Below are 25,967 nucleotides of genomic sequence, written 5' to 3' on the forward strand. Positions count from 1 at the left end.
AATCAGCCTCCGATGAATGTATCAGCGAGGCCGATAACAGCGCCGACGACGATAGCGATTACCGGGCCTTTCAGCGAACCCCAGCCGAACACGTAGGCGAGACAGCCCCAGATGAAGCCGACAGCGGCAAGGCTGACGCCAACGACCTTCGAGTCGGCCAGCGTTTCGTTGATGAAATCGCCAATGGCATCTTGCAGCCAGCCAGCGGAGGCGGGCGCTGCTGTGATGATGAACGCAGTGATCGCGAAAAACGCCATCTGCTGGTAGAAGTGGGTTCTTTTCATGAGGAAGTGCTCACTTTGCTTAGGATGATCCGCACGTAATTGCGGGTTTCGGTGAAGGGGGGGACGCCGCCGTATTCGACGACGCGGTGAGGCCCGGCGTTGTAGGCGGCAAGCGCCAGCTTCCAGGTTCCGAACTCGCGGTACTGCGCCGCCAAATAGCGGGCACCACCGTCGAGATTTTCTGCAGGGTTCTTTGGGTTCACGCCCAGGTCTTTCGCCGTTCCGGGCATGAGCTGTGCGAAGCCATAGGCACCCTTGGGTGACAGAGCGTCAGCCCGATACCGGCTTTCCTGCCAGACCAGCGCCATGAACAACTCGGCCGGAATGTCATGGCGTTCCGCCGCTGCGTGGATTTCTTTGACGATCCGCTCCTGCGACCAGCCGCCCGAGGATCTGCGAGGCCGCGGTGCCTTGCCCGCAATCTCGATCTTTTCCTGTGGCTTGGCCTTCGGCGCTTCCGGTTTTTCGTCAAGCGTGTACTCACGCATCCGGATTGGCCGAACGACGCCATTGACGATTTCTGCCCGCGCACCGTTCAGAAACACGCTGCCATCCGGCTCGTATTCGATGACCTGGGCGCTTGCGCCGGTCGCCACAAATGCCGTGGAGACGAGCAGAAGGGGCCGCATTGCTGCGATCATTCGGATTTCTCCTTTGCTTGAGTTGGCGAGGAATTGGAGGGGTTCTGTTCGTCGCCGGTCGCGGCCACGTACTCATCAGTCCAGGACGGCGGAATGCTGACAGCATCCACCAACCAGCCTGCGAGACTTGCGTATTCTTCGCCACCAAGGGCCGAAGTCTTGCGAGCGATAGAGCGCGACAGAAACGAAGCTGCTACGCCGTGCTGCAGCAACAGCGAAATCAGAACGCACAGATCATGCAGATGGTATTCGAGGTCGCTGCCAGAGCGAAAACCGCCGCTATAGAACACTTCACGGGGTTTGATTGGCGACGCCGGATCATACCCGATGGTGACAAAGGCAGTGTGCCCTTGCGGAGTTTCAACGCGGCGTGTTTCAGCCAGCCGACGATCAGGAAGAACTTTGCGCGCAGGCTTGTTCATGACAAAGCTCCCTGCGCATCAAGTTCCGCTTGTCGGATTTGCATTGCGAAATCCACTTCAAGGCGCAGCTCAACGACCACTTCAAGCGGCATAACGATGTCCAGCCAGACACCCTCACGGATCAGGTGAACGTGATAGGTGGCGTTTGGGTAAACGAACCAAAGGGCTTCATGCCGGTTCAGAACGTCGCGCGCGGTGTCGGCGTCGATTGTGCCTGACAGGTCGCAACCGAATTTCAGGGTTGCGTATGAGTTGGCATAGTTTGCTCGGCTGCTGCTTTGGATGAGCGCAGCGGCCTTTTCCGGTGAAGCAAAGCGGAACAGCTCTTTCGGACCCAACGCCTTGTTAACGTCTGCGTGCAACTTCAAGGCTTTGTAGAGCCGATTTGCACGGACATACTCAAGATCATTGAGGACATGGAACATTTCGAGCGCGATTCCGAAAGCCGTGGCGCGGGCATCGCTTTCCAGCCAGTATTCGCGCATTCCGCGCTTGATGGTTGACCGTTCTCCGGCAAGGTGGCGGATTACGGTGAGAATGTCCTTACGGGCTTGCTCGAAGCTCTGGGCGGCAGGCACCCAGCGCCGATCAATCTTGCTTTCGATAGTGTCGAAGGCCACTGTGATCACCTTTCCGCCTTTCAAAAAATAGGTCAGTAGTTTTTACATAATTACTATTATGGGGTCGACTTCAGGTCATCTGAGCGGTGGGGAATCGGGTGCTGGGACACAGCACTGAACCTTCAGTGGCGCCGCAAAAGACCAATGTCTGGTTCGGATCTCTTAGTCAGATGTTTTGGCTGAAACGTTCGGATGTCCCGCGCGCCTCAATCGTCAGACAGCGCTAAGGGATCGGAGGTGCAGGTTCATTGTCCACGGTTGCACCCATTGACTCTGGCGCGGTGCTGTCCGATCTAGGATCGGCATCTAGGACTACTGTTTTTACCATAGTACAGTTCTCTCTTGATGTTGGAGGAATGCCCGGATGGATTTGGGGCGTTTCTTGTCCTGTCGGTTGTTGGCGCAATCGACAGGACCGCTTATTACTCAGTGGTTTCGTTCTGTTGTCATTAAATCGTTGTTTGCCCCTTTCCTTCAGCCGCACCAGGACCGGCGTTTGCCACCGTTGTATGGTCGGGCGAGACCCTCGGAAATCAGGATGGCCCCGACGTCCTGCCCAGCCACACACCCAACCGCTAGGAAGCGGTCATGCACGTCCAGGTCTGGTTGGATGATCAACTCTATCTGGTCCGCCGTCTGGATGAGCTCTGTCAGCCTTGCTTTCGCTTTCAATCCCAGAGCCTTTTCCGCATGGCACTGCGGCCGGTAGGTCTCAGGCGTATCGAAGCCAACAAGCCGGTACCGGTCTTCACCATGGTCGATTGTGTCACCGTCAACGGTAATCACCTCGGATGCACTCAGGACCTTCGTTCGTTTTGATGGTTCTATCCAGACCGCTGCAATGAACAAAGACGAGAGCGTAGCGCCGAGAAACAAAAGCCGTTTCATGCGCGTAACCCATATTCACAGGTCGGCTGTGCGTTCGCGTATGGCCGATTGTTAGGTTTCGGATTTCGCGTCCAGAGCCTGCGCCGCCTCAAGACCTTCGGGAGTGATCGACTCGATTGTGTAGTCTGATTTGACGCAGAGAACGCGCCCATCACCAAATTCCTGATGATGCTTAAAAAGCCCCGGCCAAAGATCGAACTCTCTGGGCTCAGCGCCCGCTCGAGAGATCTTCGACTTGCACAAGGCCCCGACATAGTTCGGCGAGCTGTAAATGCAGTGGTACTTAGGTCGTCCAAGGGAAGCGAGTCCGATAAATTCGTAGCGGCATGTAAAGGGAACCTGATCCTCTTTCAGGCCCCGGACCATCTCGATGGTTACCACAGTGTATTGTCTCTTGTTGTCCGCCATGACGACCCCCTATGGGCCGTCTTCTACATCCAAAAGTTGTGGACTAAAACACAATCTACGTCAATATAAGAAAGTACGCCAATATACGATATTGGATTGTCAGAAATATATTGGCCGGATATTGCTTAGGCGATTCGCAAGCAGGAGACACCATCATGAACCATTCAAGGCCCGGAATTCGAACCCACGTGAAGGCCCTTGCAGTTGCACTCGCTGCACTGCCGGCCACGCAGGCCAGTTCCTATCCAATTGACTGTGCCATATTCCTTTGCCTGGCCGGGGGTTGGCCAAGTTCGGCTGATTGCGTCGCAGCCAAGGCGGAGTTCACTCGGCGCATCACACCCTATCCGGTCGAACCGCCGCTTCAACTCTGGCGCTGTCCGATGAATACGTCACACAGCCCCTCGGACTTGGGTCCTATGGAACGGTTGGAAGCCATCAAGCGCACCAGTGCTAGCCCAGTTCCAGAGCTTCCATCGGATGACACCGCTAAGCCAATACTGGTAGACGCAGCGATCTCGATAGGAAGGATCGATGCACATCACGGCCAATACGGTGACGGTTTCCAAGCCACCCCGATCAGCGTCGATCTTTCCTCTTCCGATTTCGACGTTGTGAGGTCCATCAGGGTTTGGGATGTGCGCCACTATAGCTATCGCCGTCGGTCGCGAGAGGGCGATTGCGAGCGTTCGCTTGATCTTGTCGTTGGCAGCTATGACGACAACGTAAGCTTTCAATGGTCCCAGCGCGCTCCTGCCCCAATCCCTTCTTGGCTGCCACTCGGCAATCGTTGTGAACCTCCCAGCTATTTCCGTGGCGTTGGTGTCGAGTGGACCGACATATTCGGGTTCAGCGATTACGAACTCATCCGATACTAACGTTGTTTGCGCAGTGGATGAATGCGTTGCCCTTCGGAAGTCAGTGAACGTGCCAGCCACATTGGCAACCAGGCCTTCTTGGCCAGAGGAACACCGTAATCCCAAAACAAAAAACCCCCGCAAGGCGGGGCCTCAGCGGGGATCTTCCTAATTCACGTTTGATCACCTGATGTATAGGAAACTCCAAAAATTCTGACAAGGATAAACGCATCTGTGCGAACGGTTTTTCTCTGTCTTTTCGCTGAGGTTCAACCCGCTTTGCTTCGTCCACGAGAAGTAGAAAATGAAGCTATTCCATCAAACCGAATTCACCGTCCCGCGATACTGCTATGACAATCCCGGCCTCTGCCCAATGAGGTCGAAGCCATGAGTCTTCGACATATCTCATCTGCCCAATGTCAAAGCGCTTTGCATTTCCACAACGGCCTGCCGGAAGGCTGGAACCGTGACAGGTTTCGGCAGCTCTGCGTGAGTTATGCACAGATCAGAGGCGCATCAGCCCAGTGTATTCGCACCTTTGAGATCATCATCGACATGATCTCGCCATGTGCATTTCGCGATCCGTCTCAGGAACCCTTTTGCTACGCTCGCCAGGAAACACTGATCGCTGGGCGTGGCGTGACAGATCGGACAACCCACAATCACGAACGCGAGCTGGAAGCCATTGGATTGATCGAACGCAGGCTTGGCGCAAATGGGGCGCGGTGTAAGCGCAAGGGGCTTGGCCTCTTCCTGACCCCTGCCCTGGATCTCATATCTGAAATGCTCGACGCGGAGGTGCGAAGCAAGGCCGAAAAGAAAGAACATGATGAGTTGCGCGGTGATCGATCACGGCTTTACCGATATGTGAAGCACAGCCTGGCGGTTCTTGTCTCACTCCCCTGCCCTCCTGTCGGCGCTAACGATTTGTTGGCTGAATTTGAAACCTGGCCGCGTGCTGACAAGCTGAAATACCTGTCGTTGGATGAGCTCAGTCTGCATGTTCAGGCGGCTTATGACCTTTGGAGAACGATCGAAGATCATGTCGCTAAACGTGGTGAAATTTCGGGTGAACCCGAAGCTTGCTTCGGGTCCCATATACAAGACCAAATTGAAGAAGAAATTCTGTCCTGTAACGCCGATGGCGAGGAGACAATGTCCTCGGCTAAAGCCTCGGAACCAGATTGTTCTGGCTCCGGGCCTGACGGCCCTCCGAATTGCTTAGAAAGCAATCATCCGACGGATCTGATATCATGCAAGGCCCAAAACCCGCCTCGGGTGAACAATCGCATCCTGTATGAACTAGCCTCACCCGAGCTGCGCATGCATATCGATATCGCCAGTGGCGGAGATCAGAACTCCAGCCCGTCGCTCTACGCGATTGAGACCGGTGTTTGGTCCCGACTTTCGGAGATTGGCACCAATGTCTCCGCCTGGCACGCGGCGATTGACCGATTGACCGTGATGGGTGCAATCCTGGCCGGGTTGATCACAGACGCGAGGCTGAGCGATCCACGGTTGCCGCCAGTGGTTAATCCGGGCGGATATCTACGCGGTATGGTGCACGCAGATGAGCGCGGGGAGTTGAACCTGATTTCCAGTTTCATGGGGCTGTTGGCGCGAAGAGCTCGTGAGGAGGAAGACGGCCTTTAGCTGTGCCGGGTTATGCGTCGCCAGCTTCTCCAATTCATGTGTCTCATCGGCAGGTTTTTGCTATGTTTCCGCCTCCAGAACAGAACAGTATTCAGATCTTTGATTGGCTACGGGAATTCCCGAGTGGTTTGTTCAGCTTTAGCTTGCTAATCGGCCCCAACGGCAACGCGGAACAGAAAGTCGATCTATGAAAATCGCAGATATTGGCAGGTCGGAGTTGGATTTCAGGCAGACCGGGGAGGCGCGCCTTCAGGAAATTTGCTCCAGGTTCGGACTGGAGAATGCGTCCTATGCCCATATCGACAAGCATCACAACGTTGTCCACGGTTGCACAACATTCCCCGCTGAATGGGTCAGGCATTACGTCGACAACGACCTGGTTCTGGTTGATCCCCTCATCCGGTTTGGCGCCGCAATGATTGCACCAATTGATTGGGCTGTGTTTGATGATCAGCGTGAACACGCACCGCTATTTGATGCTGCTAGAGAATTTGGTGTGGGTCAGAATGGCCTTTCAATTCCGGTCATCAACCCGTTTGGTGAGCGTGGTGTATTCACGGTTACGTCCAATCTGCCCCGGTTCGAGTGGGACGCCTCGGTCGCAAAGATGCTCCCTGCCCTACGACATGAGGCACAGGTTCTCCATCTGCTTGCGCTTGATGTCATCGATACAGTCTTCAACTTTCCCTCGGATTCCCTGTCCGGCGATGAGCTGGATGTGTTGAAGATGTTCGCGTCGGGTTTGATACCGTCTGTCATTGCCAGGCAGACGGGGCACTCTTCGCGAATGGTAGAGGCACTGACTGCTTCAATCACCACCAAACTCAAAAGCCGGACGATTGAACAGGCAGTGGCGCGGGCAGTCAGTACTGGATTTCTTAAGTGGAGCGATTTCTTTGCCGACCCTGTTGCCGAACTGGTCAATATGGAAAGTCAGCGACTATGCGGTGGGATCGTCCGTTGGGGTGGCAGGTCTCACGAGTTTATCGCTTTTGAAGACGGCAGACTGGTTCGGAACGCTGATAGCTTTCAGCCGGTCCAGATCACGGATCTCGCGAGAGAGTTTAACTTGAGCGCAAACGAGGTGGTCGAGGAACTTGCGTGTAACCGTGATCAAAGATTGCGGATCAGGTATCTCTGAATTCTGCTAAAACGAACTGCTTCGTCTTTGAAAAGACCGCAGGCGCAAGTTTCACATAATTTCACTTCTGCGTTTTAGAATGACTTCATAACCATAGTTATCCGTACCCCAGATGGCGAACATGCGCTTGGCCTTACCAGATGATACGTACCGGCAGTATCCCCAGACCATCGAGGCCTCTTTGTTTATTTAATTGTGAAGCCGGTGTGCGATCATCGAAGGGTAAGAAAAGCTGTTACCCTTGCGCAGGAAGACGACTTCGTTGTCAAGACGCGGCTCGACTTCTACGGTCAGGACAATCGTTTGTTGTTCACCTTCAACGGAATATCTTTCAAACGGCTCTAGCGGGGTGCCCGCACCCAAAACGTAAGCGAGACTGGGTCAGATAGCATTGCCCCGATAGGGTGCTGGACAAAAGCTCATCCTCGAACCGAAGAACTTGGGCTCAACCGATATCAATGCGCGGGGATCAGATTCCTTTGAACGGCGTTGGCGTGCCAATACGATATAGAGGGATATGCAGGGAAGTTTGTTTCTGGATAGTAATGGCAATAAAACACGTTCGTTCGCGCCCAATATTGACTGTTGTTTGCAGCAGCTTATACTACTCAGTAGTATACATGAGGCTTGATATGAGCGTTAAAGCATCAATATCGCTGACTGAGTCACAAGACGCCTACGCGCGGAATCTTGTCGCCCAAGGTCATTACGCCAGCCTGTCCGCCGTGCTTCAGCATGGGCTTGAACTGATGCGTGAGCAATCGCAAAACACTGACGCACTGCGAGAGCTGCTGGATCAGCGTCGAAACGGAACCTTCACTACTCTCGAAGAGGGCAAGGAGCGTACCAAAGACATGATCGCACGCAAGCGGGCTGCGCGTGGTCTATAAAGTCGTTCGCGCCGAAGAAGTCACCTCAGATCTCGATCTCATATTTGACTATCTTGTTGAAACCGCTGAGCACTTTGGCGAAGATCTGGAAACCGCTTTTCTGCGCGCTGAGAAGCGCGTCATAGAGATTCAGGAGAGCCTCGAAAGCCTGGCGAACGTTCCACATCAAGGCACCCTAAGACCACATCTCGGCAATAACATTCGGAACGTAACCAAGATCAAAGCGATCATTTATTTTGAAGTCGACGATGACAAACTGATCGTACGCGTACTCGCTGTCTTCTATAGTGGTCAAAACCACGATGCGCACATTCTGCTGCGCCTATTGTCCTGACCCCACGCATACATTGGCCGAGCGATCGGCCGGCAGTTCTCATAAGTCGGCTACCTTTTAATAGCCGAACAGTGCTGAATCTCGAGTGCATTCCTGCGGTTCAAAACTAAGACCTAGCCAAGGATTTCAGTCTGGATGCCATCAGGGTCATGGAGGAGAGTGGTCCACTCAGAGCTGGATCTGCGCGATTGGTGAGCTTTGGTCATGAGATGGTTGGTGGTTTCCCGATCCTGAAAGACGCAAAAACGTACGGTCTGGGTGTTGGTTTTGTCTCTGGGCTAAAAACTGGTCAGTCAGCGCCGTTAGCGACCCGTCGGCTTCTCGCTCCGCGCCATTGAACTTGCTAGTGGTCGAAAAATTCTACCTAGACGTGGTGATCTGCACCACTGGCGATGGAGCAGATCTGGATGAGTTCTTCGGCCACATGAGTGTGTGGGACAACAAGGGTTGGGCGACCCGACGAAAAGCACATCGGTTCATTGAATAATCGGAATTTGCCCTTTCGTTTTGGTGACCAGGTCCGTCGTGCTCTCAGAGAAAAGGCAACTCGCAAAGCGTTCCGCCAACCGGTCCAGCGCCACGTTTTACCGTGACCCTGTCGCCGGGTTCGGCATCGACCGAGACCAAAGCAAAGCCGATATTCTTTTTCATCCGGAAAGACCAGGCGCACGTCGTCAAATCACCAATTTTTACCCCCCCTTTCTCTATGTCGTTCCAAGTGAATTCTGGATTTGCAGGACTGCCAGCGTCCAGTACAACCCCCAACTGATGCCGTTTCGGCCCCTCATCCGCAATACGGCGCAACGCATCGATCCCAATCGTGTCGTCAGGCACATGCAAGTCCACATATTTGCCCATGCGGACTTCGTAGGGATTGGTCTGTCCATCGGTGTCGCCTCCATAGGAAACGAGACCGCTCTCGACTCGCTCACTCCAGTTGGGGTTCCCTGGACCAATACCGTGTGGCTGGCCTGCCTCTTTGACGATGTTCCAGAGTGCAGTGCCTTTGGCACTATCCATCAGGTAAATCTCGAACCCACCTTGTTTGGACCAGCCCGACCGGGCGACGGCGACCGGAATACCGTCAATTTCGGTTTCCCGGAACCAGAAGTATTTCAGGTCTCGCACCCAATCACCAAAGATCGAGGCAACCACAGTTTCCGCCTTGGGACCCTGCACGGCCAGAGGTGAGACATCAGGCTCACTGACTTCCACATCCAATCCGCGCTCTCGTGCGACGGCTTCGGCCCAGAACCAGATATTGCTGTCCGCGATAGACAGCCAGTAGCGGTCTTGGTCCAGCTTCAGCAGGATTGGATCGTTGATAAGCACGCCATGGTGGTTGCAAAGTGGAACATACTTGCCTTGGCCCATCTTGCATTTTGAAAGGTCTCGCGGCGCAAGGATTTGCGCCAGACGCCCGGCATCTGGGCCCTTTAGCTGCACTTGCCGCTCTACCGCAACATCCCACATCGAGACATCGTTGATGATGCGCCAGTACTCCTCCTCTGGGCTGCCATAGGAGGTCGGCATCAACATGTGATTGTAAGTTGTCATGGCACACACACCATCGGCCAAGGTGGCCTCATAGAAGGGTGATGTGCGCAGACGCGTGGACGGAGAAATAGAGAACATGGCTTGATCGCGATTTAAGGGAGACAAGAGAAGGCCGCCGGTCCGGGTGGAACCGGCGACCAAAGGTCAGTTGACTGGTGCCACTGACGGGGAGAAAGCAGCCTTAGGTAAGCCAGATATTGCGTAGAGTCTGACCAAACCCACCAAGAGTTCCAACCGGATGGGGTGTGTACCCCATGACGTTTTGTGCTGTTGCCTCAAGTTGGTTCTGGAACACGGCGTTCACAAAGCCGCCATCGTCGTTCATCATATGCAACATGTCGCAATACATCTGCGCGCGTTTTGCCTCATCCAATTCGGCGCGGGCCGCCAGGATCATGGAATCGAATTCGTCAGAACCCCACATGGTTTCGTTCCAACTGCCACCTTTCATGTGAGCGATGGTCAGGAAGGCATCGACAGTAGGTCGAGCGTTCCAACCCGACATGGTCATTGGTTTCTGCATCCAGGTGTGGGTCCAGTACCCGTCCGATGGGGTTTTTATCACATTTACATCTACCGCTCCCTTTGCAGATTGCTGGAAAGTCAAAGCAATGTCGTTTGCCGAATTCCCAGCAGTCTCGGACGTATGGAGGTCGAAGCCCGAAACCCCTGCCTTGTCGAAGTAGAACTTTGCCTTGTCGGGATCGTATTCGGCAGGCTTTGCGTCCGGGCACCAGTACTTGTAGGTCGGGCCAATCGGTGTGTCTGCTGAAATAGTACCTATTCCCTTGAACACCTGGTTCAAAACAAGTTCACGGTCCAACGCGTGTTTGACACCTTTACGGAAATTCGCGTCATTTGTCGGAGCGCGGTCCACCATCATCACCATGTTGGTAAACGAACCAGTCGGTGTATTGTGAAGCGTCACAGCGTCGTTGGAGTTGAGCTGATCAACAGCGAAGGCCGGAACGTCGTATACGGAGTCTACATCCCCCGCTAACAACGCGCTCAACATTGCGTTTGCGTCCGGAACAGGGATGAAATCCAAGCCATCTAAGTAAGGCTTACCGTCCTCATAGTAGTTTTCGAAACGTTCGAAAACCACTCGCTCGCCGGGAATGAATTCCATCACCTTGAACGGGCCGGAGCCAATTGCATTCGTGAAATCGCTGTGCCCGGCTGGATGGATGGACAGATGGTAGTCTGACATGATCACCGGCAGGTCTGCATTGCCCGAGGACAAGGTGATCTTTACGGTCATAGCATCGGGTGCATCGATTGCAGTGACTGTCGAAAGCAGAGCCTTGGCAGGCGATTCCGAACCCTCGGCAATGTGGCGCGACAGGCTTTCGACTACATCGGCTGAGGTGACGTTCTGACCGTTGTGGAAAACTAGGCCATCGCGCAACTTGAATGTCCATTCGGTAGCTGCATCGTTGACACTCCATTCCTCTGCAGCGTCGCCTTCGACCTCAAGCGAGGGTAGCAAACGAGTCAATCGCTGGTAGACGCAATTGCCGTAGACTGCATCCGAAGTATCCGTCATCCTGACGGGCTCTAGGGTATCATCGGTGTTGCCCTGCGCGATCCGCAGCCAACCACCGCGTGTTGGCGACTGAGCGTATGCGGGACCTGCCTGGGCAAGAATGCCGCTGGCTGTGGGCACCAATAAACCAAAAGCGCCTGCGCGTTTGAAAAAACCGCGACGACTGAGCGATCCCGCCTTATATTGGCGTACCAAGCTATCGATGTCGGACATTTTTTCCTCCCAGATGACCGATGCGGGTTGCACCCGCTGTTCATCGAAGTTTGAGCGGACGGCACCCGGTACACAAACAACCGATTCCATGACATTGCCATAACTGAGGTTATGGAAATGTCAGCAGACTTCGAAAAGCCCGGCTGCACCCATACCACCGCCGACGCACATGGTGACGACAACATACCGAACCCCGCGCCGCTTCGCCTCAATCAACGCGTGGCCAACCAACCGGGAGCCAGTCATTCCATAGGGGTGACCGACGGAAATCGCGCCGCCATTCACGTTTAGCCTTTCGGGGTCAATACCCAGCTGATCCCGGCAGGGAATGGCCTGGGCTGCGAATGCCTCGTTCAATTCCCAAAGACCAACGTCATCCACTTTCAATCCGGCACGCTCCAGTAGCTTCGGAACAGCATAAACTGGTCCCATGCCCATCTCCTCCGGAGCGCAACCTGCCACAGCAAGGCCCCGGTATACGCCTAGTGGAGCGAAGCCGCGCCGTTCGGCCATACGGGCCGACATCAGCACACAGGCCGATGCCCCGTCGGACAATTGGCTCGCGTTTCCTGCGGTCACGACACCGGCTTCAACAACCGGCTTCAGCCCCGCAAGCGTTTCGATTGTCGTTCCCGGCCGGTTGCCTTCGTCTTGCCTAATCGTAACGGTTTCTTCGGTAATTTCGCCAGATTCGCGGTTTTTGACCAGCTTGGTCGCTGTTACAGGTACGATTTCATCGTCGAATGCTCCTGCAGCCTGGGCGGCGGCCGTGCGCGTTTGCGACAGTGCCGCGAATTCATCCTGTGCCTCACGAGTTACCCCGTGCAGACGCGCTACATTTTCGGCGGTTACAAGCATCGGCATATACGCGTGCTCTGAGGCTTGGACTACCGCTGGGTCTTTTTCGTCCATAACCCAGTCGAAATACCTGGCCTGCACCGCGGAAATGTTTTCTTGTCCTCCCGCCACGACAATGCCCATTCCGTCGACCGAAATCTGTTTTGCCGCTGTGGCAATGGCCATCAGGCCCGAGGCACATTGACGATCGAGAGTCTGGGCTGCAGCCGTTGCCGGGAGACCACCTGCAAGCGCTGCCAGGCGGGCGATGTTCAGGCCGGCAGTCCCAGCGGTCAGGACCGATCCCAGCACCACATCTTCTACCTCTGCTGGATCGATACCGGCCCGACTGACGGCGGCTCGTATGGCGTGTCCAGCGAGTGTCGGCGACTTCGAGTTATTGAAGGCACCCTTGAAAGCCAACCCTATGGGTGTTCGAGCGGTTGATACGACAACGACATCTTTCATATCACGAACCTTCCTATTAGATGAACCGGGCCCTAAGGGCCTTCTTGTCCAGTTTGCCAACCGACGTTCTTGGCAAGCTGTCGGTAAATTCAATCCGGTCTGGGATCGCCCATTTCGAAATCGCCCCTTGGTCAACCGCCACATCGAACGCCATACGAAGACGGTCGTAGGTTTTTTCGGTTTCATCACAGCAGGTAACAATCAGCATAGGGCGTTCCCCCCATTTCGTGTCTGGAACGCCAATGGCGGCCGCTTCACTCACACCTTCAACGGTGCTCGCGAGGTTTTCCAATTCAAGCGAAGACACCCATTCGCCTCCGGTCTTGATCACATCTTTAACCCGGTCGGTGATCCGCAACGTGCCCGTTTCGTCGATGAACCCGACATCTCCAGTATGCAGCCAGCCGCCTTGCCAAAGTGCCCCCGTCCCGGCCTCGTTTTTCAGATAACCTTGAGTTAGCCAGGGCGCGCGCGCCACAATTTCTCCCGTCGTCCTTCCATCGCGAGGGGCATCGTTCATATCCCCATCAACCACACGGATTTGCACAAATGGCGCGGGTTTTCCTGTTGCAATCCGAGCACTCAGCGGTGTTTGCGGGTCCCGCGTGGCCATCATGTCCGCCACTGTCAGGAACGGACAGGTCTCTGACATGCCATAGGCAGCGTGCACGTCAACTCCGTGCTCTAATGCCTGCCTTGCCAGACCTTCGGACAGAGCAGAACCGCCTATGATGACCTTCCAGTTGCTGAGATCTGTTTGCGCGACTTCAGGTGCATTCAGAAGCATCGCAAGTATCGTCGGTACACAATGCGAGAACGTAACACCGTGCTTTTCGATTAGCCCCAAAAGGCGGGCGGGATCGTAACGACCTGGATAGACTTGTTTAAGGCCCATCAATGTGGCGACATAGGGTATGCCCCAACCATGCACATGAAACAGCGGGGTTATCGGCATGTAGACATCGCTCCGGTTCAGCCCGCCGCCTGGTACCGGGCCTAACCCGGCCGCGACCGCCATTGTGTGCAAAACCAGTTGGCGCTGGGAGTAGCTGACCCCCTTGGGATCACCTGTGGTACCGGTCGTGTAGAAAAGCGTCGCTCGGATATTCTCGTCAAAATCCGGGAATTCTTGCTCCGGTTCGCACTGCTGCAGCAGGGCCTCGTACTCGCCTTCCGAGGACTCCACCTCGGGGAACACCCCATCGTCGCTGAGGATTACCAACCGCCAAGGCCGCTCGATCCGCTCAGAGATCTCGAGTAGAAGTGGCAAAAAGTCGACGTGGCACAGGATTACGTCGTCCTCTGCATGGTTGATCGTGTAGAGGATCTGATCCGGCGACAATCGGATGTTCACGGTATGCAGCGTGGCCCCGATCATCGGAATAGCAAAGAAACACTCGAGATACCGATGGCTGTCCCAATCCAGAACGGCCACAACGCTACCCTCACCCACGCCAAGTGAGCGCAACGCCCCTGCAGCCTGGCCGACGCGCCTGGCAAAAGTGCGATAGTCATACCGCTTCGTATCGGCGTGTACAATCTCCTGATCTGGCGTGTTTGCCAGCGGCGTGGCGAGGATTTGCTTGATCAACAATGGGTAGGAATAGGCAGTCATGGGCATCTCCGATCGCCCCAGTCTTTGCGTTCTCCAGCCCTGCGGAACAAACAACAAAATCTCGGTCTTTGCCCAAACAAAAGAATACACATGCCTTTGCTATAACCAAAACGACCCCAAACTGGTCGCTATGGTTGTTTGTCTCGCTTCAAGCTTGCGCCGAATATGCCGGAAGCCTTGAAGGGAGGACCAAGGTGTACCGAATTATTCTGACCCGCCTGGCTCAGGGTTTACTAACCTTGCTCCTTGCTTCCATCATTATCTTCGGCGCGACGGAAATCCTTCCGGGCGACGTTGCTGAAGCCATTCTAGGACAAAGCCGCACCGAAGAATCGCTTGCCGCGCTTCGCGAAGAGATGGGACTCAACCGCCCTGCAGTAGTGCGTTATCTCGATTGGCTGGGCGGTATGATTCAAGGGGATCTGGGGACATCATTGGCCACCAAGCGACCTGTGGCTGACATGATAGAAAGCCGTATGTGGAACACTCTGCGGCTTGCGCTTTTGGCAGCGGCAATCTCGGTTCCGATGTCTTTGGCTCTTGGCCTTTGGTCTGCGATGCGCGCCGGTGGCCGGATCGACAAAACTCTTGCCATGACCACACTTGCGTTGATTGCAGTGCCTGAATTCTTCATTGGTCTCATTCTGATGAAAGTTTTTGCAGTCGAACTAAAGTGGCTCTCCGCGTCGGCCAACACGCGGCCCTACTTTGATTTCTGGCAGAATTTCCGGGCCTTGGCTCTCCCCGTAGCCACCCTCAGTTTTGCCGTTCTGGCGCACATGATGCGGATGACACGTTCTTCCGTCATCAACATCTTCACCTCCCCATACTTGGAGATGGCAGCACTCAAGGGCTTGCCCAAGCGTAGGCTGGTTTTGCGCCACGCGCTGCCTAACGCGCTGTCGCCGATCTTCACGGTTATTGCACTTAATCTGAGTTACATGGTGTCCGGTGTCATTATCGTTGAAACCGTGTTTGGCGTACCCGGCTTAACGCGGCTTCTGGTCGACGGTGTCACTCTGAGGGACATTCCACTCATCCAGGCCTGTGCAATGATTTTTGGCACTGTCTATATCCTTCTGAATCTACTGGCCGACGTCCTGTCCATCATGGCGAACCCGCGCTTAAGGTACCCAAAATGAGCGAAGCAACCGATATCCCCACTCCCCGGGCCTCCGTCTTTGCGGGCCTGCGCCTGACCTGGACTGCAGGTATTGCCGGCGCGGTGCTGCTGTTCTGGCTCATCCTTGCGTTTTTTGGGCCATGGATCGCACCCCATGGTGAAGCCGAAATCATCTCAGGCCAGACCTTTGCACCAATAGGCGAAGGCGGTTTGCTGGGTACTGACAAGCTGGGACGAGATGTATTGTCCCGCCTGATCTATGGAGTACGTACAACGCTGTTGCTGGCACTTGTCACCACCATGATCTCTTTTTTATTCGGCGTCGCACTCGGTTTTGCCGCCGCGATTCTGAGAGGCTGGTTCGATATCGTAGTAAGCCGCGTTGTCGAGGCATTCATGGCTTTCCCCTCCACCCTATTGGCTTTGGTTGTCATAGGCGCCTTCGGTACTTCTATCACAGTGCTTGTTCTGACTGTTGGGTTGGTCCTCTCGACCAGCGTATTCCGTGTTTCTCGAGCACTTGGTTATGACATCGGCGTTATGGATTTTGTCGAGGCTGCCCGTGCGCGGGGCGAAGGCACCTGGTGGATTCTGACACGTGAGATCTTACCCAATTCCATGGCCCCCTTGATTGCCGAGTTTGGCCTTCGATTCACCTTTTCGATCCTGTTCCTTTCGGGCCTGTCGTTTCTTGGCCTAGGAGTGCAAGAACCTGCGGCCGACTGGGGGCTCATGGTGCAGGAAAACGTGGGGGGGCTGTTCCTCGGTTCGTCCGCAGCGCTTATACCAGCTGCATGCATTGCCTCCTTGACCGTTTCCATGAACCTGCTTGTTGACTGGTTCCAACAGCGCCAGCAAGGCGAAACTGTTCTGGAGAAGATCGACCAATGACCGACATTCTGACCATCAAGGACCTGCGCGTCGAGGGACGCCCCCCAGGCGGTAACTATGTGCCAATTGTCAAGGGCGTGTCCATGAGCGTCGCCAAGGGCGAAGTGTTGGCACTCATTGGCGAAAGCGGCTCGGGCAAATCTACGATCTCTCTGGCATCAATGGGTTTTGCCCGCCCCGGCTGTCGCATCTCAGGGGGTGAAGTCTGGCTGAACGGACGGGACGTTATGAAATTGCCCCCACGCGACCGCCACAGCTTGCGCGGGGACGAAGTGTCTTACGTGGCACAATCGGCAGCAGCTAGCTTCAACCCTGCGCTTAGGATCGGCAAGCAAGTTATCGAGGCACCTCTTTGGCATGGCACCGGAGATGCCGAAACTCTGACCGCGAATGCAATAGAGCTTTACCGCAAACTTGACTTGCCCGCCGCGGAAACCGTCGGCGACAAGTTTCCACATCAGGTTTCGGGTGGTCAGTTGCAGCGCTTGATGGCTGCAATGGCCATGTCCTGTGGACCCGACCTTCTGATACTCGACGAACCCACCACTGCGCTTGACGTAACGACCCAGATCGAGGTGCTGAAAGCCTTTAAGGACATTATCCGCGATCAGGGTACCGCCGCGATTTATGTCACACATGATCTCGCCGTAGTCTCGCAGGTGGCTGACCGAATTCTAGTGCTAAAAAACGGCGAGATGGTCGAGGAAGGCACAACGGATCAGATCTTGCACCACCCACAGCACGAGTACACTCGCACACTGATGGAGGCTGTCCGTCCTGCTCCACACTTGGTGGATCACGTGGAGACAGATCTGGCTCAGAGGCCGGTGATTTCGGCACGGAACGTGACTGCGGGTTATGGAGCTCTGACCATTCTCTCTGATGTATCCGTCGATGTACCTGCCGCTTCGGTCGTGGGCGTAATTGGCGAAAGTGGTTGTGGAAAAAGCACACTTGCCCGAGTTGTTGCGGGCCTCACACCGTTAAAGGGCGGAGAAGTCCAACTCGATGGCAATACCGCCGCTCCAGCAGTGAAGGATCGGTCGATTGAAACGCTCAAGGATTGCCAGATCGTCTTTCAAATGGCTGACACGGCGCTTAATCCTCGGCAACGGATCAGCGATATCCTGGGCCGTCCTCTGGAATTCTATCTGAACCTCAAGGGGCGCGCACGCGCCCAGAAGGTCGGCGACCTTTTGGAACTGGTCGATCTTCCTCGCGATTTCGCCTCCCGCTATCCCGGAGAGCTGTCTGGTGGGCAAAAGCAACGCATTAATCTCGCTCGCGCGCTTGCCGCCGAGCCCAAGGTGATCCTTTGTGACGAGGTGACTTCGGCGCTGGACACCGTGGTGGCCGCAGGTGTGATCGAACTCCTGAAATCGCTGAAGGACAAACTGGGCGTCGCCTACATGTTCATCAGTCACGATCTTTCCACTGTAGCTTCTTTCGCCGATGAGGTGGTTGTACTGTATGCCGGACGTGTCGTCGAAAAGGGACCATCAAAAGCGGTTTTTCGCCCGCCTTTTCACCCCTACACAAAGCTGTTGCTATCTTCGGTGCCCGAGATGCGCCAAGGCTGGCTGGAAGGCGTGGCAGATACAAGCGAGGCAAAGGCGGCTAGCGCTGGCAGCGTCGAAATCGGTGCGCGGGGCTGCCCCTTCGCCAACCGCTGCACCCATATCATTGCGGGAACATGTGATACTCGGACTCCACCTTTGCATGACCTACCCGGTGGATTGAGCATCGCTTGCCATTTGACCCAGACGAACCTGCCCCTAGACTGACGTCGCCTCAGTCCACCAGCGCCTGGTAACTCAGAACTCTAAGCTCACGGCGCAGGGTATAGGCGCTCGAAGGAATTAGCTGCGTCATAAGTATCACAGTCATCTCCTCGATCGGGTCCACCCAAAAGGCGGTCGAGGCCATACCGCCCCAGGCAAATTCACCGGGTGAGCCGATGATTTTGGCCCGCGCCGGGTCTAACATCACCGACACACCGAGTCCGAAGCCAACCCCCTCAAAGGTAGTTTCGCTGAAATGAGCCTGTCCCCGGCTCGCCAAATCGCCGCCCATGTGATTGCATACCATTAGATCAAAAGCCTTGCGCCCTAGTAACCTGCCTCCGTCACATCTGCCGCGCCGAAGAAGCATCGTTGCAAAACGCTGGTAGTCGTCCATTGTGGAGAGCAACCCACCGCCCCCGCTTTCCAAGGTAACCGGCGCAATGAAACCTTTCTGATCATCAGAAGCAACAAAGCCGCCTGGCGCGCGGTCATAGAGCGTGGCCAAGCGGCCAGACTTATCGGCCGATACGGCGAAGCCTGTGTCCACCATTCCGAGCGGATCAAAGATCTGTGTCTTAAGAAATTCGCCGAGAGGCTGACCACTGATAACCTCGATCAAATGGCCGAGAACATCCGTCGAAAGGCCATAAAACCAACGGTCACCCGGCTGAAAGGCCAAGGGAAAACTCGCTAGCACTTCAACAGCTTCCGCCATCGTCGTAAGACCTCTGTCAAAGTCGAGACCGCTATCCGAAAGGGCACGCTCCAGCTCGTTTCCCTGCGGATCACCATAGACGATCCCCGCCTGGTGTGTGAGAAGATCATGGATTGTAATACCCCGGTCAGCTGGCTCGGTCTCGTTCAGAGCGTGACCAGGACCCTTCCAGACCTGCGGGTTTGCGAAATCTGGGAGAAAGTCGCAAACAGGCTGATCCAGTTGAAACGCCCCTTCTTCGTAGAGCATAAGCAGGGCGAGTGAGGTCACAGGTTTGGTCATCGAATAGATGCGCCAAATAGTATCAGGTAATACAGGCCGCTTCGACTTTGCATCGGCAAATCCCGCACGCTCCGAAAAACATATCTTTCCCCGGCGAGATATTTGCACAGCCAGACCAGAAAGGCGTCCGTCATGCACATGGGCGTTCATCCAATTGGTGATGCGCGACAGCTTAATCGGGTCTAATCCCAAGGTATCTTCTGGTTGCAAGTCGTCAGCTCCATATAGTCTCAACGTCAATCTGCACCGAGATTCTCTTGGCGTTCAAGCGATAGATAATCTATCTATAACCTAACTGAAATTATGCTTGAGTTGGCCATGAGTACACGGCGACTTCCCCACCTGACCTGGCTGCGCGCATTCGAAGCGTCGGCCAGGCATCTGAGCTTTACCCATGCGGCGCAGGAACTGAACCTGACACAAGCAGCGATCAGCAAACAAGTGAAATTGCTGGAGCATTACTTGCGCGAGCCGCTCTTTGAGCGCAAACCCAGAAGTCTGGTCCTGACCAAAGTGGGCGCCGCCTATCTACCGAAGGTCAGAGACGGCTTTGAACGCCTGGCCGCGGGAACCGAGGAAGTGTTTGGCCTGCGGCGCTCCGAAGTCCTGACCGTGCGGGCGCCGGTCGGGTATTCAGTTAACTGGATCGCGCCGCGACTTCAGGGATTCTTTGACCGCCACCCGGACACTGAAGTGCGTCTGGTCTCAAGTGTATGGGGAGATCAGTTCGACAATGAGCGGTTTGATCTCGATATCCAATACGGCACAGGGAAGTGGCCAGGATACAAAGCCGACCGGTTAACTTGGGAGGTGATCAAACCGGTTTGCTCTCCAATTTTGCTTGAGGGTTCCAAAGCGATCCGCAAACCAGATGATCTTGTCCACCATCGCCTGCTACACGTGCTCGGTTACGAGGAGGGTTGGGCTGACTGGTTGCGTTATGCAAAGGCAAGCGGTGTCAACTCGGGCCAGGGGTTACAGTTCGACACCTCGCTGCTTGCTTTCGAGTTTGCCTCTCGTGGTGGCGGTGTAGCTTTAGCACGGTCCTCAATGTGCGGCGTCGAGATCGAGCGCGGACGACTTGTTGAACCCTTCGAGCTCGAAGCGCCCCTGCAGGAGGCTTTCTACTTGATCGCACCGGAAGCGGATCGCGACCATCCTGATGCCCAAAATTTTCGCGAGTGGCTGATCGAGACGTCAGAAAACGACCTCGAGAACAAGCGCATTCGAGAGACCTATCCGGCTTGAAGCCGCACGCCTGCGTCAAGACGAATGGTCTCGCCGTTCAGCATAGGGTTTTGGATGATGTTAACGGCAAGGCGCCCAAATTCCGCGGGCTCGCCAAACCTGTTTGGAAACATCCGGCCATCTAGCATCCCGTCGATTACCTCCTGCGGAATATGATCAGCGATCGGAGTGCGAAATAATCCGGGCGCAATTGTCATGACCCGCACTCCGCGGGGCATGAATTCACGGGCGGCCTGCAATGTCAGACTGGCAATCGCGCCCTTTGAAGCCACATAAGCCCCCTGCCCAATTTGACCCTCGATTGAAGTAATCGAGCCTGTGTTGATGATAATCCCGCGCTCGCCATCTTGATTGAGCGGCTCCTGCTGCATCATCCGGGCTGCGCATTTCGTCATGACGCTGACGGTTCCCATCAGGTTGACGTTGATCACCTTCGCGAAAGCTTCCATATCAACTGGACCGTCCCGTCCGACAAGTCGCATACCGCCGGGGATGCCCGCACAGTTGACAACTATGCGAATTGGTCCGCTCCGGTCTTCGGCCAGATCCAAAGCGGCCTCGACCGCAGAACTGTTTATAACATCACAACCTATGCCAAGCGCGCCGATTTCCGCTGCCGCGTTTTTTACCCGAACTTCATCGAGGTCCAGCAAGGTAACTCGTGCTCCGGCTTTGCTGAGCGCCTGTGCAGTAGCAAGCCCCAGTCCTGATCCTGCCCCGGTCACGATCGCAGATAGTCCTTCAATATCCATGCGTTATAATCTCCGTTTGTTCAAAACTTCTTAACCCAGAACCAGAAGGTAAACATCGAAGTTCTATTTACCCTTTGGCCAACCAAAAAACATTTTGCCTCCGCGTGCAGTGCAATATGTCGGGACGGTCGGGTCACAAACCTGCGCTGTTGTTTCGAACAATTGCTCCGCGATAAGCAACTTCGGGCGGGTTGAGTTACACCCGCGACATGCCTTGTTGACAACTTCGGCAGGATATCACGACAGACGTAAATGCCGCGCTGAGAAGAAGTTCAGTTTAGGTGATCGAAACTGGATGATCGAAGAGTGGGTCGGATCACTCTAAAAGACTCGGCCCAGGTCAAGGACTGCAAAGCGGCCAATCCGTGCCTTCCCCGCTGACACTTAGCTCGGCAACTGCAAACCCGTCAAATGACAGAAAGGCAGACGTCTCGAAGCGTTGTGGCCAGCTCTCCCATATAGGTGTCATCGTAACCCGAGTCATTCTCCAGCACACTTAAGAATGCACAGCTGGTGCCGGTGACCATATCCACCATGAGGAACTGCCCTCCATAGCCAGCATGACCGATTAATCGACCGTCGGTCATGGTCTGGTTTGAGTACTTGAGCCAATTCTTGGGTGATGTCATCGCTGGCGCGCGGCGGATCAGAGTTTCTTGCAGGAAACCGATGTTGGCCATAGGTCGACCGTGCAGGTCGCGGCCTTCCCGCGCCAGTAGCAACCCGAACCGCGCGAGGTCGCGCACGCTTAGGCAACCGCCACCAGAAAACGCTGGGTGCCCGTCCTTGCTGAGGCTGATGTGAAAGGCGCCCTCGTATCCTGCCGCATCAACAATTTCTTCGATTTGTTCAGCTAGTGGAATGGGCGAAACCTCGGCCGCTATCAGGGTCAGGACATCCGTGTTCGCGGATTTATAGTCGGCTTGTCGCACCCCCGAGTTTATCCTGAAACCAGTGATCGAGGCCGCAAATTCCGCAAGCGTGATTTCCTTTTCACCCTCGCCGGGCAAGCGCCAACCCAGGGCGACCTCTTCAGTATAGCAGTCGGCAGCGGGGTCAGCATAATCCTCGGTGAAGTCGTTATCGACGTTCATGTCGAGCAAAGATTGAATGCTGGCCTCGGCATACCCGCTGCCGATACCCGGCAGATAGTCGCGGACTCGCGCGTCCAATGACAACAGCCCCTGTGCAAGCAGACGACCTATGATTAAGTGGATGTGTAGCTTTGTCACCGACTGGATGGAATGCGGCGCTGAGGTCGAAAAGTCATTTGCGGCTTTTTCCAGAATGATCTTGTCGTTCTTTAAACAGCAGAACGCAGAGAACGCCGGATGGGCAAGCATTTGTGCCAGTTCAGGCACTCGGGCGCACAGATTCTGCTCGGCGGCTTCCAGCTGCAAAACCTCACTGGAACGCACCATGAGACATCGGCGGAACAGCCGATATGCGTTGTGGAACCCATGCCGGCGAAATTCCGGCTGGTTCCACCGTTGCTTGTTGTCGTCTCCAACAGCCAGATCGGGATTGGGTATGATCCTATTCCTGCTCATGACCGAGGCACCTGGATCAGGGCATCAACGGCGACGATGTGATCTGGGTAGACAAACATCGGGTTGATCTCGACCTCTGCGACCCGGCTGCGCGCCTCTAGGAACGCCGCACAAAACCGGTGCAGCGCATCCGAAATTCGCGGAATATCCGCTTTTTGACTGCCCCGGTACCCTTCCAACAGTCGAGCTACACGGAGCGAACACAATGCGCGCTCGATCTCGTCTTTTGAGGCAGGCAACAATACAGTGCGCGCATCTCGGACCAACTCGGTCAAAACACCGCCGCTACCAATCACCAAGCTGGGACCAAATTGCGGATCAGCACGCAGCGTGACGATCAGCTCTGCAAGCGGCTTGGGCGACATGGCTTCGATCAGGAAGCGATCCGTCACCGCCGCGCGGTCATAAGCCGCAACCGTTGCCATCATTGCCTTGATCGCCGAGGACAGCCCCTCCGCATCCTTGATCCCCAAAGCGACCGCGCCCGCTTCGGTCTTGTGAGGCAAGCTTGGTGACATCATTTTCAGCGCGACCGGATAGCCGATATCCTGCGCAACGCCAGCTGCCTCGGCCGCGTTGCAGACATGTCCGTTTGGCACAGCAACAGCCCTTTGCCTGAGCCAGGATTTACCTTTGTCTTCGGTCAATACCATTGGGTTCTGTATAGTTGCACCGGGTCGCAAGGCAGCAGGCCGGTCAATCCTTGTCCGCGCCCTTGCTTCGGACCACCAAATAGCATCACGCATGGCATTCAACGTCTCGTGAATACCCTGCATAGGCGCAACCCCCAGTTCAATGAGATGTCTGCGGGTCCCACGATCAAGATTTTCAGGTAGGGTCGCGCAGATCGCTGCCGGGACGGAGTGTTCCTGAGCGGCCTGCGCAAAAGCTGCAGCATCGTTCTGGTAGTAGATCTTGGACGCGTCCAACCCTTCTGCCGGGTAGTCCTGCACCAGAACAGCCAGATCCGCGTTGAGGGCCGATAGCGCCGTGGCAAAAACCGGGTAAGTCTTATCGCCCTGTCCCCAGATCGGGGTCGTATAGTCCAGCGGGTTGGAAACCGTCGCGATCTCAGGCAGCAAACTGGTCAGGCTTTCCTGCCCTGCAGAGCCCACTTTGGGAAAGCACACACCAATCCTTTCCGAGTGATCTGCGAGCATCGTCGCCCCGCCCCCAGAACAGGTAAAGCCAGCGACACGCCTGCCTTGCGGCGCGCCTGCTACGCAGAGGTACTTCAGCGTTTCTAGAAACTGCGACGGGCTGGTGACGTCGATCACCCCGGTGCGATCAAACAGTGCCTGATAAAGCTCGCTCGAACCGGACAGAGAGCCGGTGTGACTGACCGTCAGAGTCGCCCCAATGGCGGAATTGCCGGTCTTCAGTGCGACAACCGGAACCCCCCGATCCAGGGCTTTCAGCGCGGCGCGTTCAAAAGCAGCAATGTCACGCAACCCTTCGATGTGCAATCCAATGGCGCGCACAGCCGGGTCTTCAGAAAAGGCATCCAGGAATTCCTCAATCCCCAAGACCGCCTGATTGCCTGCAGAAACCATGTAGGCCATTGGCAATGAACGCGCGCTCATGGTGATGTCGGATGAGAACATACCGGACTGGGTAATGATCGCCGCACCGTATCCCGGCGACCAGCCGCCATGTTCAAATGACCAAAGAGCGGCATTGTCGATATAGTTGATCATGCCATAGCAGTTTGGGCCGATCAGAGCCATATCTCCGGCGACTTCGATCAGATCTCGTTCCGATTGTATGTCGCCAGTTTCCTTGAAGCCCGCGGAAAAACAAACGACACCACCTGCACCCATCTGTTCCAATTCTCTCAGGGCATCAGTCACCCCGACCGCAGGGATAGCGAGATAGACGGCATCAGGTGGCTCCGGCAGGTCCGAGATGCTGGGAACACAGCCCACGCCATCCAGATCGGCGCGTTTGGGATTAACGGCCCACATTTGCCCTTGAAATCCACGCCGGCGGGCTTCGCGCACGGCAATGGTCGCATCACGTCCACCAATAAACGCGATGTGGCGCGGCTTTAAGAGACGCTCAAGGTTTTCGCGCCGCGCCGGCGTCATGCGCCAAGTGGCCTCAGGATGGACCTGGTGATGATGTGGCGTTGGATTTCGCTGGTGCCGTCCCAAATCCGCTCCAATCGGCTATCGCGCCAGAACCGTTGGATCGGCATTTCCTCCATCAATCCCATGCCACCAAAAATCTGAACGGCATCATCGGCGATTTTGTTGAGCATCTCTGAGCAGTAAACCTTGACCATTGCCGCATCTGCATCACCCATGACACCCGCTTCGGCACGTGCAACGGCGTCTTGCACCATCAAATCGGCCGCACGCAACGTCATCGCACCGTCCGCCAAACGGAAGCCGGTGGCCTGAAACGTACCGATCGGTTTACCGAATTGCTTGCGCGTTGCGGCCCACTCGGTCGCTAGGTCAAGGATGCGTTCGGCCTTACCGCAGCAGGTCGCGCCGACCCAGATACGCCCCATGCCGAGCCACTTTCCCGACAGCTCAAGCCCGCGACCCTCTTCGCCCAGGATCTGGTCCGGACCAAGACGCACATTGTCGAAACTCAACTCAAAAGTCTTGTAACCGCGATAGCTGACGCAATGCGTCCCTTCGCGGCAGTCGAACCCCGGAAGGCCCACATCGACCAGAAAAGCCGTCACCCGTTTGCGTGGGCCGCGTGGTGTTTCATCTGTACCAGTTGCAGCAAAGACAATCGCGAAATCCGGCATGCAGGGACCGGAGATAAAGTGTTTGGAACCATTCAGGATCCAGTCATCCCCGTCGCGTATCGCATTTGTCTTCATCCCCATGACATCCGAACCTGCGTCAGGCTCTGTCAAGGCAAAGAGCTCACGCTTTTCACCGCGCACGGCAGGAAGCAAATATCGCTCGCGCTGGTCTCCTTCGCAGGCCATCAGCAATTCCGTCGGGCGGGCCGCCCAGCTTTGTAGCGCATGGCTTGTACGGCCGTATTCCCGCTCGATCAGGGACATGGGCCCATATCCCAGCCCTCCGCCACCGACCTCTTCGGGCAGGTTGCAGGCGAAGAGGCCCAATTCATGCGACCTCGCCTCAATCTGGCGGCCGATCTCCTCGGGCACATAGCCTAGGCGATCCACCTTTTCTTCATGCGGATACATCTCTGTTTCGACAAATCGGCGAACCGTTTTGACCAGCAGGTCTGTTTCGTGACTGGTTTCCAGATTCATGGCA

At 55.5% G+C, this 25,967-nt stretch carries 24 protein-coding genes; 9 read left to right on the forward strand and 15 right to left on the reverse strand.

Annotated features, from left to right (window positions below):
* Window positions 1-2: 2 nt before the first annotated feature.
* The 6 genes from ACR0L4_RS13755 to ACR0L4_RS13780 form a co-directional block, all read right to left on the reverse strand.
* The gene (locus ACR0L4_RS13755; protein WP_152460685.1) at window positions 3-284 is read right to left on the reverse strand and encodes an HAD family hydrolase; all 282 of its coding nucleotides are present in this window, start codon (window positions 282-284) and stop codon (window positions 3-5) included.
* A complete protein-coding gene (locus tag ACR0L4_RS13760; RefSeq protein WP_152460686.1) occupies window positions 281-925 on the reverse strand; it encodes a lytic transglycosylase domain-containing protein in 645 nt (214 codons plus the stop codon). The genes ACR0L4_RS13755 and ACR0L4_RS13760 overlap by 4 nt, the downstream gene beginning before the upstream one ends.
* A complete protein-coding gene (locus ACR0L4_RS13765; RefSeq protein WP_152460687.1) occupies window positions 922-1,347 on the reverse strand; it encodes a TSCPD domain-containing protein in 426 nt (141 codons plus the stop codon). The genes ACR0L4_RS13760 and ACR0L4_RS13765 overlap by 4 nt, the downstream gene beginning before the upstream one ends.
* Entirely contained in the window at window positions 1,344-1,967 is a 624-nt protein-coding gene (locus ACR0L4_RS13770) for a hypothetical protein (RefSeq protein ID WP_152460688.1), read from the reverse strand. Before ACR0L4_RS13770 ends, ACR0L4_RS13765 begins: the two co-directional genes overlap by 4 nt.
* Before the next feature lie 474 nt (window positions 1,968-2,441).
* Window positions 2,442-2,855, reverse strand: a complete 414-nt coding sequence (locus ACR0L4_RS13775) for a thermonuclease family protein (protein WP_170686496.1) — start codon at window positions 2,853-2,855, stop codon at window positions 2,442-2,444.
* Window positions 2,856-2,906: 51 nt separating this feature from the next.
* Window positions 2,907-3,263, reverse strand: a complete 357-nt coding sequence (locus tag ACR0L4_RS13780; RefSeq protein WP_170686495.1) for a hypothetical protein — start codon at window positions 3,261-3,263, stop codon at window positions 2,907-2,909.
* A 155-nt stretch (window positions 3,264-3,418) separates the two neighbouring features.
* Here ACR0L4_RS13780 and ACR0L4_RS13785 point away from each other — a divergent pair, with 155 nt between their 5' ends.
* The 5 genes from ACR0L4_RS13785 (at window position 3,419) to ACR0L4_RS13805 (ending at window position 8,138) form a co-directional block, all read left to right on the forward strand.
* Window positions 3,419-4,141: a hypothetical protein gene (locus tag ACR0L4_RS13785; protein WP_170686494.1), complete on the forward strand. Its 723-nt coding sequence runs from the start codon at window positions 3,419-3,421 to the stop codon at window positions 4,139-4,141.
* A gap of 366 nt (window positions 4,142-4,507) precedes the next feature.
* Window positions 4,508-5,773: a helix-turn-helix domain-containing protein gene (locus ACR0L4_RS13790; protein ID WP_170686493.1), complete on the forward strand. Its 1,266-nt coding sequence runs from the start codon at window positions 4,508-4,510 to the stop codon at window positions 5,771-5,773.
* A gap of 187 nt (window positions 5,774-5,960) precedes the next feature.
* Window positions 5,961-6,914 carry an autoinducer binding domain-containing protein gene (locus ACR0L4_RS13795; RefSeq protein ID WP_170649820.1) on the forward strand — a complete coding sequence of 318 codons (954 nt, stop codon included), beginning with the start codon at window positions 5,961-5,963 and terminating at the stop codon, window positions 6,912-6,914.
* A gap of 632 nt (window positions 6,915-7,546) precedes the next feature.
* Complete coding sequence (locus ACR0L4_RS13800; RefSeq protein WP_170418358.1) at window positions 7,547-7,804, forward strand: ribbon-helix-helix domain-containing protein; 258 nt, start codon at window positions 7,547-7,549, stop codon at window positions 7,802-7,804.
* Window positions 7,794-8,138 (forward strand): type II toxin-antitoxin system RelE/ParE family toxin, encoded by a 345-nt coding sequence (locus ACR0L4_RS13805; RefSeq protein WP_170418355.1) that lies wholly within the window; start codon window positions 7,794-7,796, stop codon window positions 8,136-8,138. Before ACR0L4_RS13800 ends, ACR0L4_RS13805 begins: the two co-directional genes overlap by 11 nt.
* Before the next feature lie 531 nt (window positions 8,139-8,669).
* Here the strand turns inward: ACR0L4_RS13805 and ACR0L4_RS13810 are convergent.
* From ACR0L4_RS13810 to ACR0L4_RS13825, 4 genes are all read right to left on the reverse strand, one after another.
* A complete protein-coding gene (locus tag ACR0L4_RS13810; RefSeq protein ID WP_170418349.1) occupies window positions 8,670-9,773 on the reverse strand; it encodes a glycine cleavage T C-terminal barrel domain-containing protein in 1,104 nt (367 codons plus the stop codon).
* A gap of 103 nt (window positions 9,774-9,876) precedes the next feature.
* Window positions 9,877-11,454 carry an ABC transporter substrate-binding protein gene (locus ACR0L4_RS13815; protein ID WP_170570580.1) on the reverse strand — a complete coding sequence of 526 codons (1,578 nt, stop codon included), beginning with the start codon at window positions 11,452-11,454 and terminating at the stop codon, window positions 9,877-9,879.
* A gap of 120 nt (window positions 11,455-11,574) precedes the next feature.
* Window positions 11,575-12,759 carry an acetyl-CoA C-acyltransferase gene (locus tag ACR0L4_RS13820; RefSeq protein ID WP_170686492.1) on the reverse strand — a complete coding sequence of 395 codons (1,185 nt, stop codon included), beginning with the start codon at window positions 12,757-12,759 and terminating at the stop codon, window positions 11,575-11,577.
* 16 nt (window positions 12,760-12,775) lie between these two features.
* Window positions 12,776-14,374, reverse strand: coding sequence for a fatty acid--CoA ligase (locus tag ACR0L4_RS13825; RefSeq protein WP_245223335.1), 1,599 nt, complete (start codon window positions 14,372-14,374; stop codon window positions 12,776-12,778).
* Window positions 14,375-14,442: 68 nt separating this feature from the next.
* Between ACR0L4_RS13825 and ACR0L4_RS13830 the strand changes: the two genes are divergently transcribed.
* The 3 genes from ACR0L4_RS13830 to ACR0L4_RS13840 are packed head-to-tail and all read left to right on the forward strand — an operon-like array spanning window position 14,443 to window position 18,172.
* The gene (locus ACR0L4_RS13830; protein ID WP_480513629.1) at window positions 14,443-15,516 is read left to right on the forward strand and encodes an ABC transporter permease; all 1,074 of its coding nucleotides are present in this window, start codon (window positions 14,443-14,445) and stop codon (window positions 15,514-15,516) included.
* Complete coding sequence (locus ACR0L4_RS13835) at window positions 15,513-16,388, forward strand: ABC transporter permease (protein ID WP_142638852.1); 876 nt, start codon at window positions 15,513-15,515, stop codon at window positions 16,386-16,388. The genes ACR0L4_RS13830 and ACR0L4_RS13835 overlap by 4 nt, the downstream gene beginning before the upstream one ends.
* Window positions 16,385-18,172, forward strand: coding sequence for an ABC transporter ATP-binding protein (locus ACR0L4_RS13840; RefSeq protein ID WP_170686491.1), 1,788 nt, complete (start codon window positions 16,385-16,387; stop codon window positions 18,170-18,172). Before ACR0L4_RS13835 ends, ACR0L4_RS13840 begins: the two co-directional genes overlap by 4 nt.
* Window positions 18,173-18,179: 7 nt before the next feature.
* Here the strand turns inward: ACR0L4_RS13840 and ACR0L4_RS13845 are convergent, their stop codons facing one another.
* On the reverse strand, window positions 18,180-19,379 hold the full coding sequence (locus ACR0L4_RS13845; RefSeq protein WP_245223334.1) for a serine hydrolase domain-containing protein: 1,200 nt from the start codon (window positions 19,377-19,379) through the stop codon (window positions 18,180-18,182).
* Between the two features lie 108 nt (window positions 19,380-19,487).
* Between ACR0L4_RS13845 and gcvA the strand changes: the two genes are divergently transcribed.
* On the forward strand, window positions 19,488-20,417 hold the full coding sequence (gene gcvA, locus ACR0L4_RS13850) for a transcriptional regulator GcvA (protein WP_170667827.1): 930 nt from the start codon (window positions 19,488-19,490) through the stop codon (window positions 20,415-20,417).
* Here gcvA and ACR0L4_RS13855 read toward each other — a convergent pair.
* The 4 genes from ACR0L4_RS13855 to ACR0L4_RS13870 all read right to left on the reverse strand — a co-directional run bounded on the left by ACR0L4_RS13855 (window position 20,405) and on the right by ACR0L4_RS13870 (window position 25,963).
* On the reverse strand, window positions 20,405-21,169 hold the full coding sequence (locus ACR0L4_RS13855; protein ID WP_170667828.1) for an SDR family NAD(P)-dependent oxidoreductase: 765 nt from the start codon (window positions 21,167-21,169) through the stop codon (window positions 20,405-20,407). The genes gcvA and ACR0L4_RS13855 overlap by 13 nt on opposite strands.
* A gap of 407 nt (window positions 21,170-21,576) precedes the next feature.
* Window positions 21,577-22,719, reverse strand: coding sequence for a serine hydrolase domain-containing protein (locus ACR0L4_RS13860; protein WP_170667829.1), 1,143 nt, complete (start codon window positions 22,717-22,719; stop codon window positions 21,577-21,579).
* Window positions 22,716-24,806: an acetate--CoA ligase family protein gene (locus tag ACR0L4_RS13865; RefSeq protein ID WP_170686490.1), complete on the reverse strand. Its 2,091-nt coding sequence runs from the start codon at window positions 24,804-24,806 to the stop codon at window positions 22,716-22,718. Before ACR0L4_RS13865 ends, ACR0L4_RS13860 begins: the two co-directional genes overlap by 4 nt.
* Complete coding sequence (locus ACR0L4_RS13870) at window positions 24,803-25,963, reverse strand: acyl-CoA dehydrogenase family protein (protein ID WP_170667831.1); 1,161 nt, start codon at window positions 25,961-25,963, stop codon at window positions 24,803-24,805. The genes ACR0L4_RS13865 and ACR0L4_RS13870 overlap by 4 nt, the downstream gene beginning before the upstream one ends.
* Window positions 25,964-25,967 lie beyond the last annotated feature (4 nt).

The organism is Ruegeria sp. AB5, from assembly GCF_056542645.1.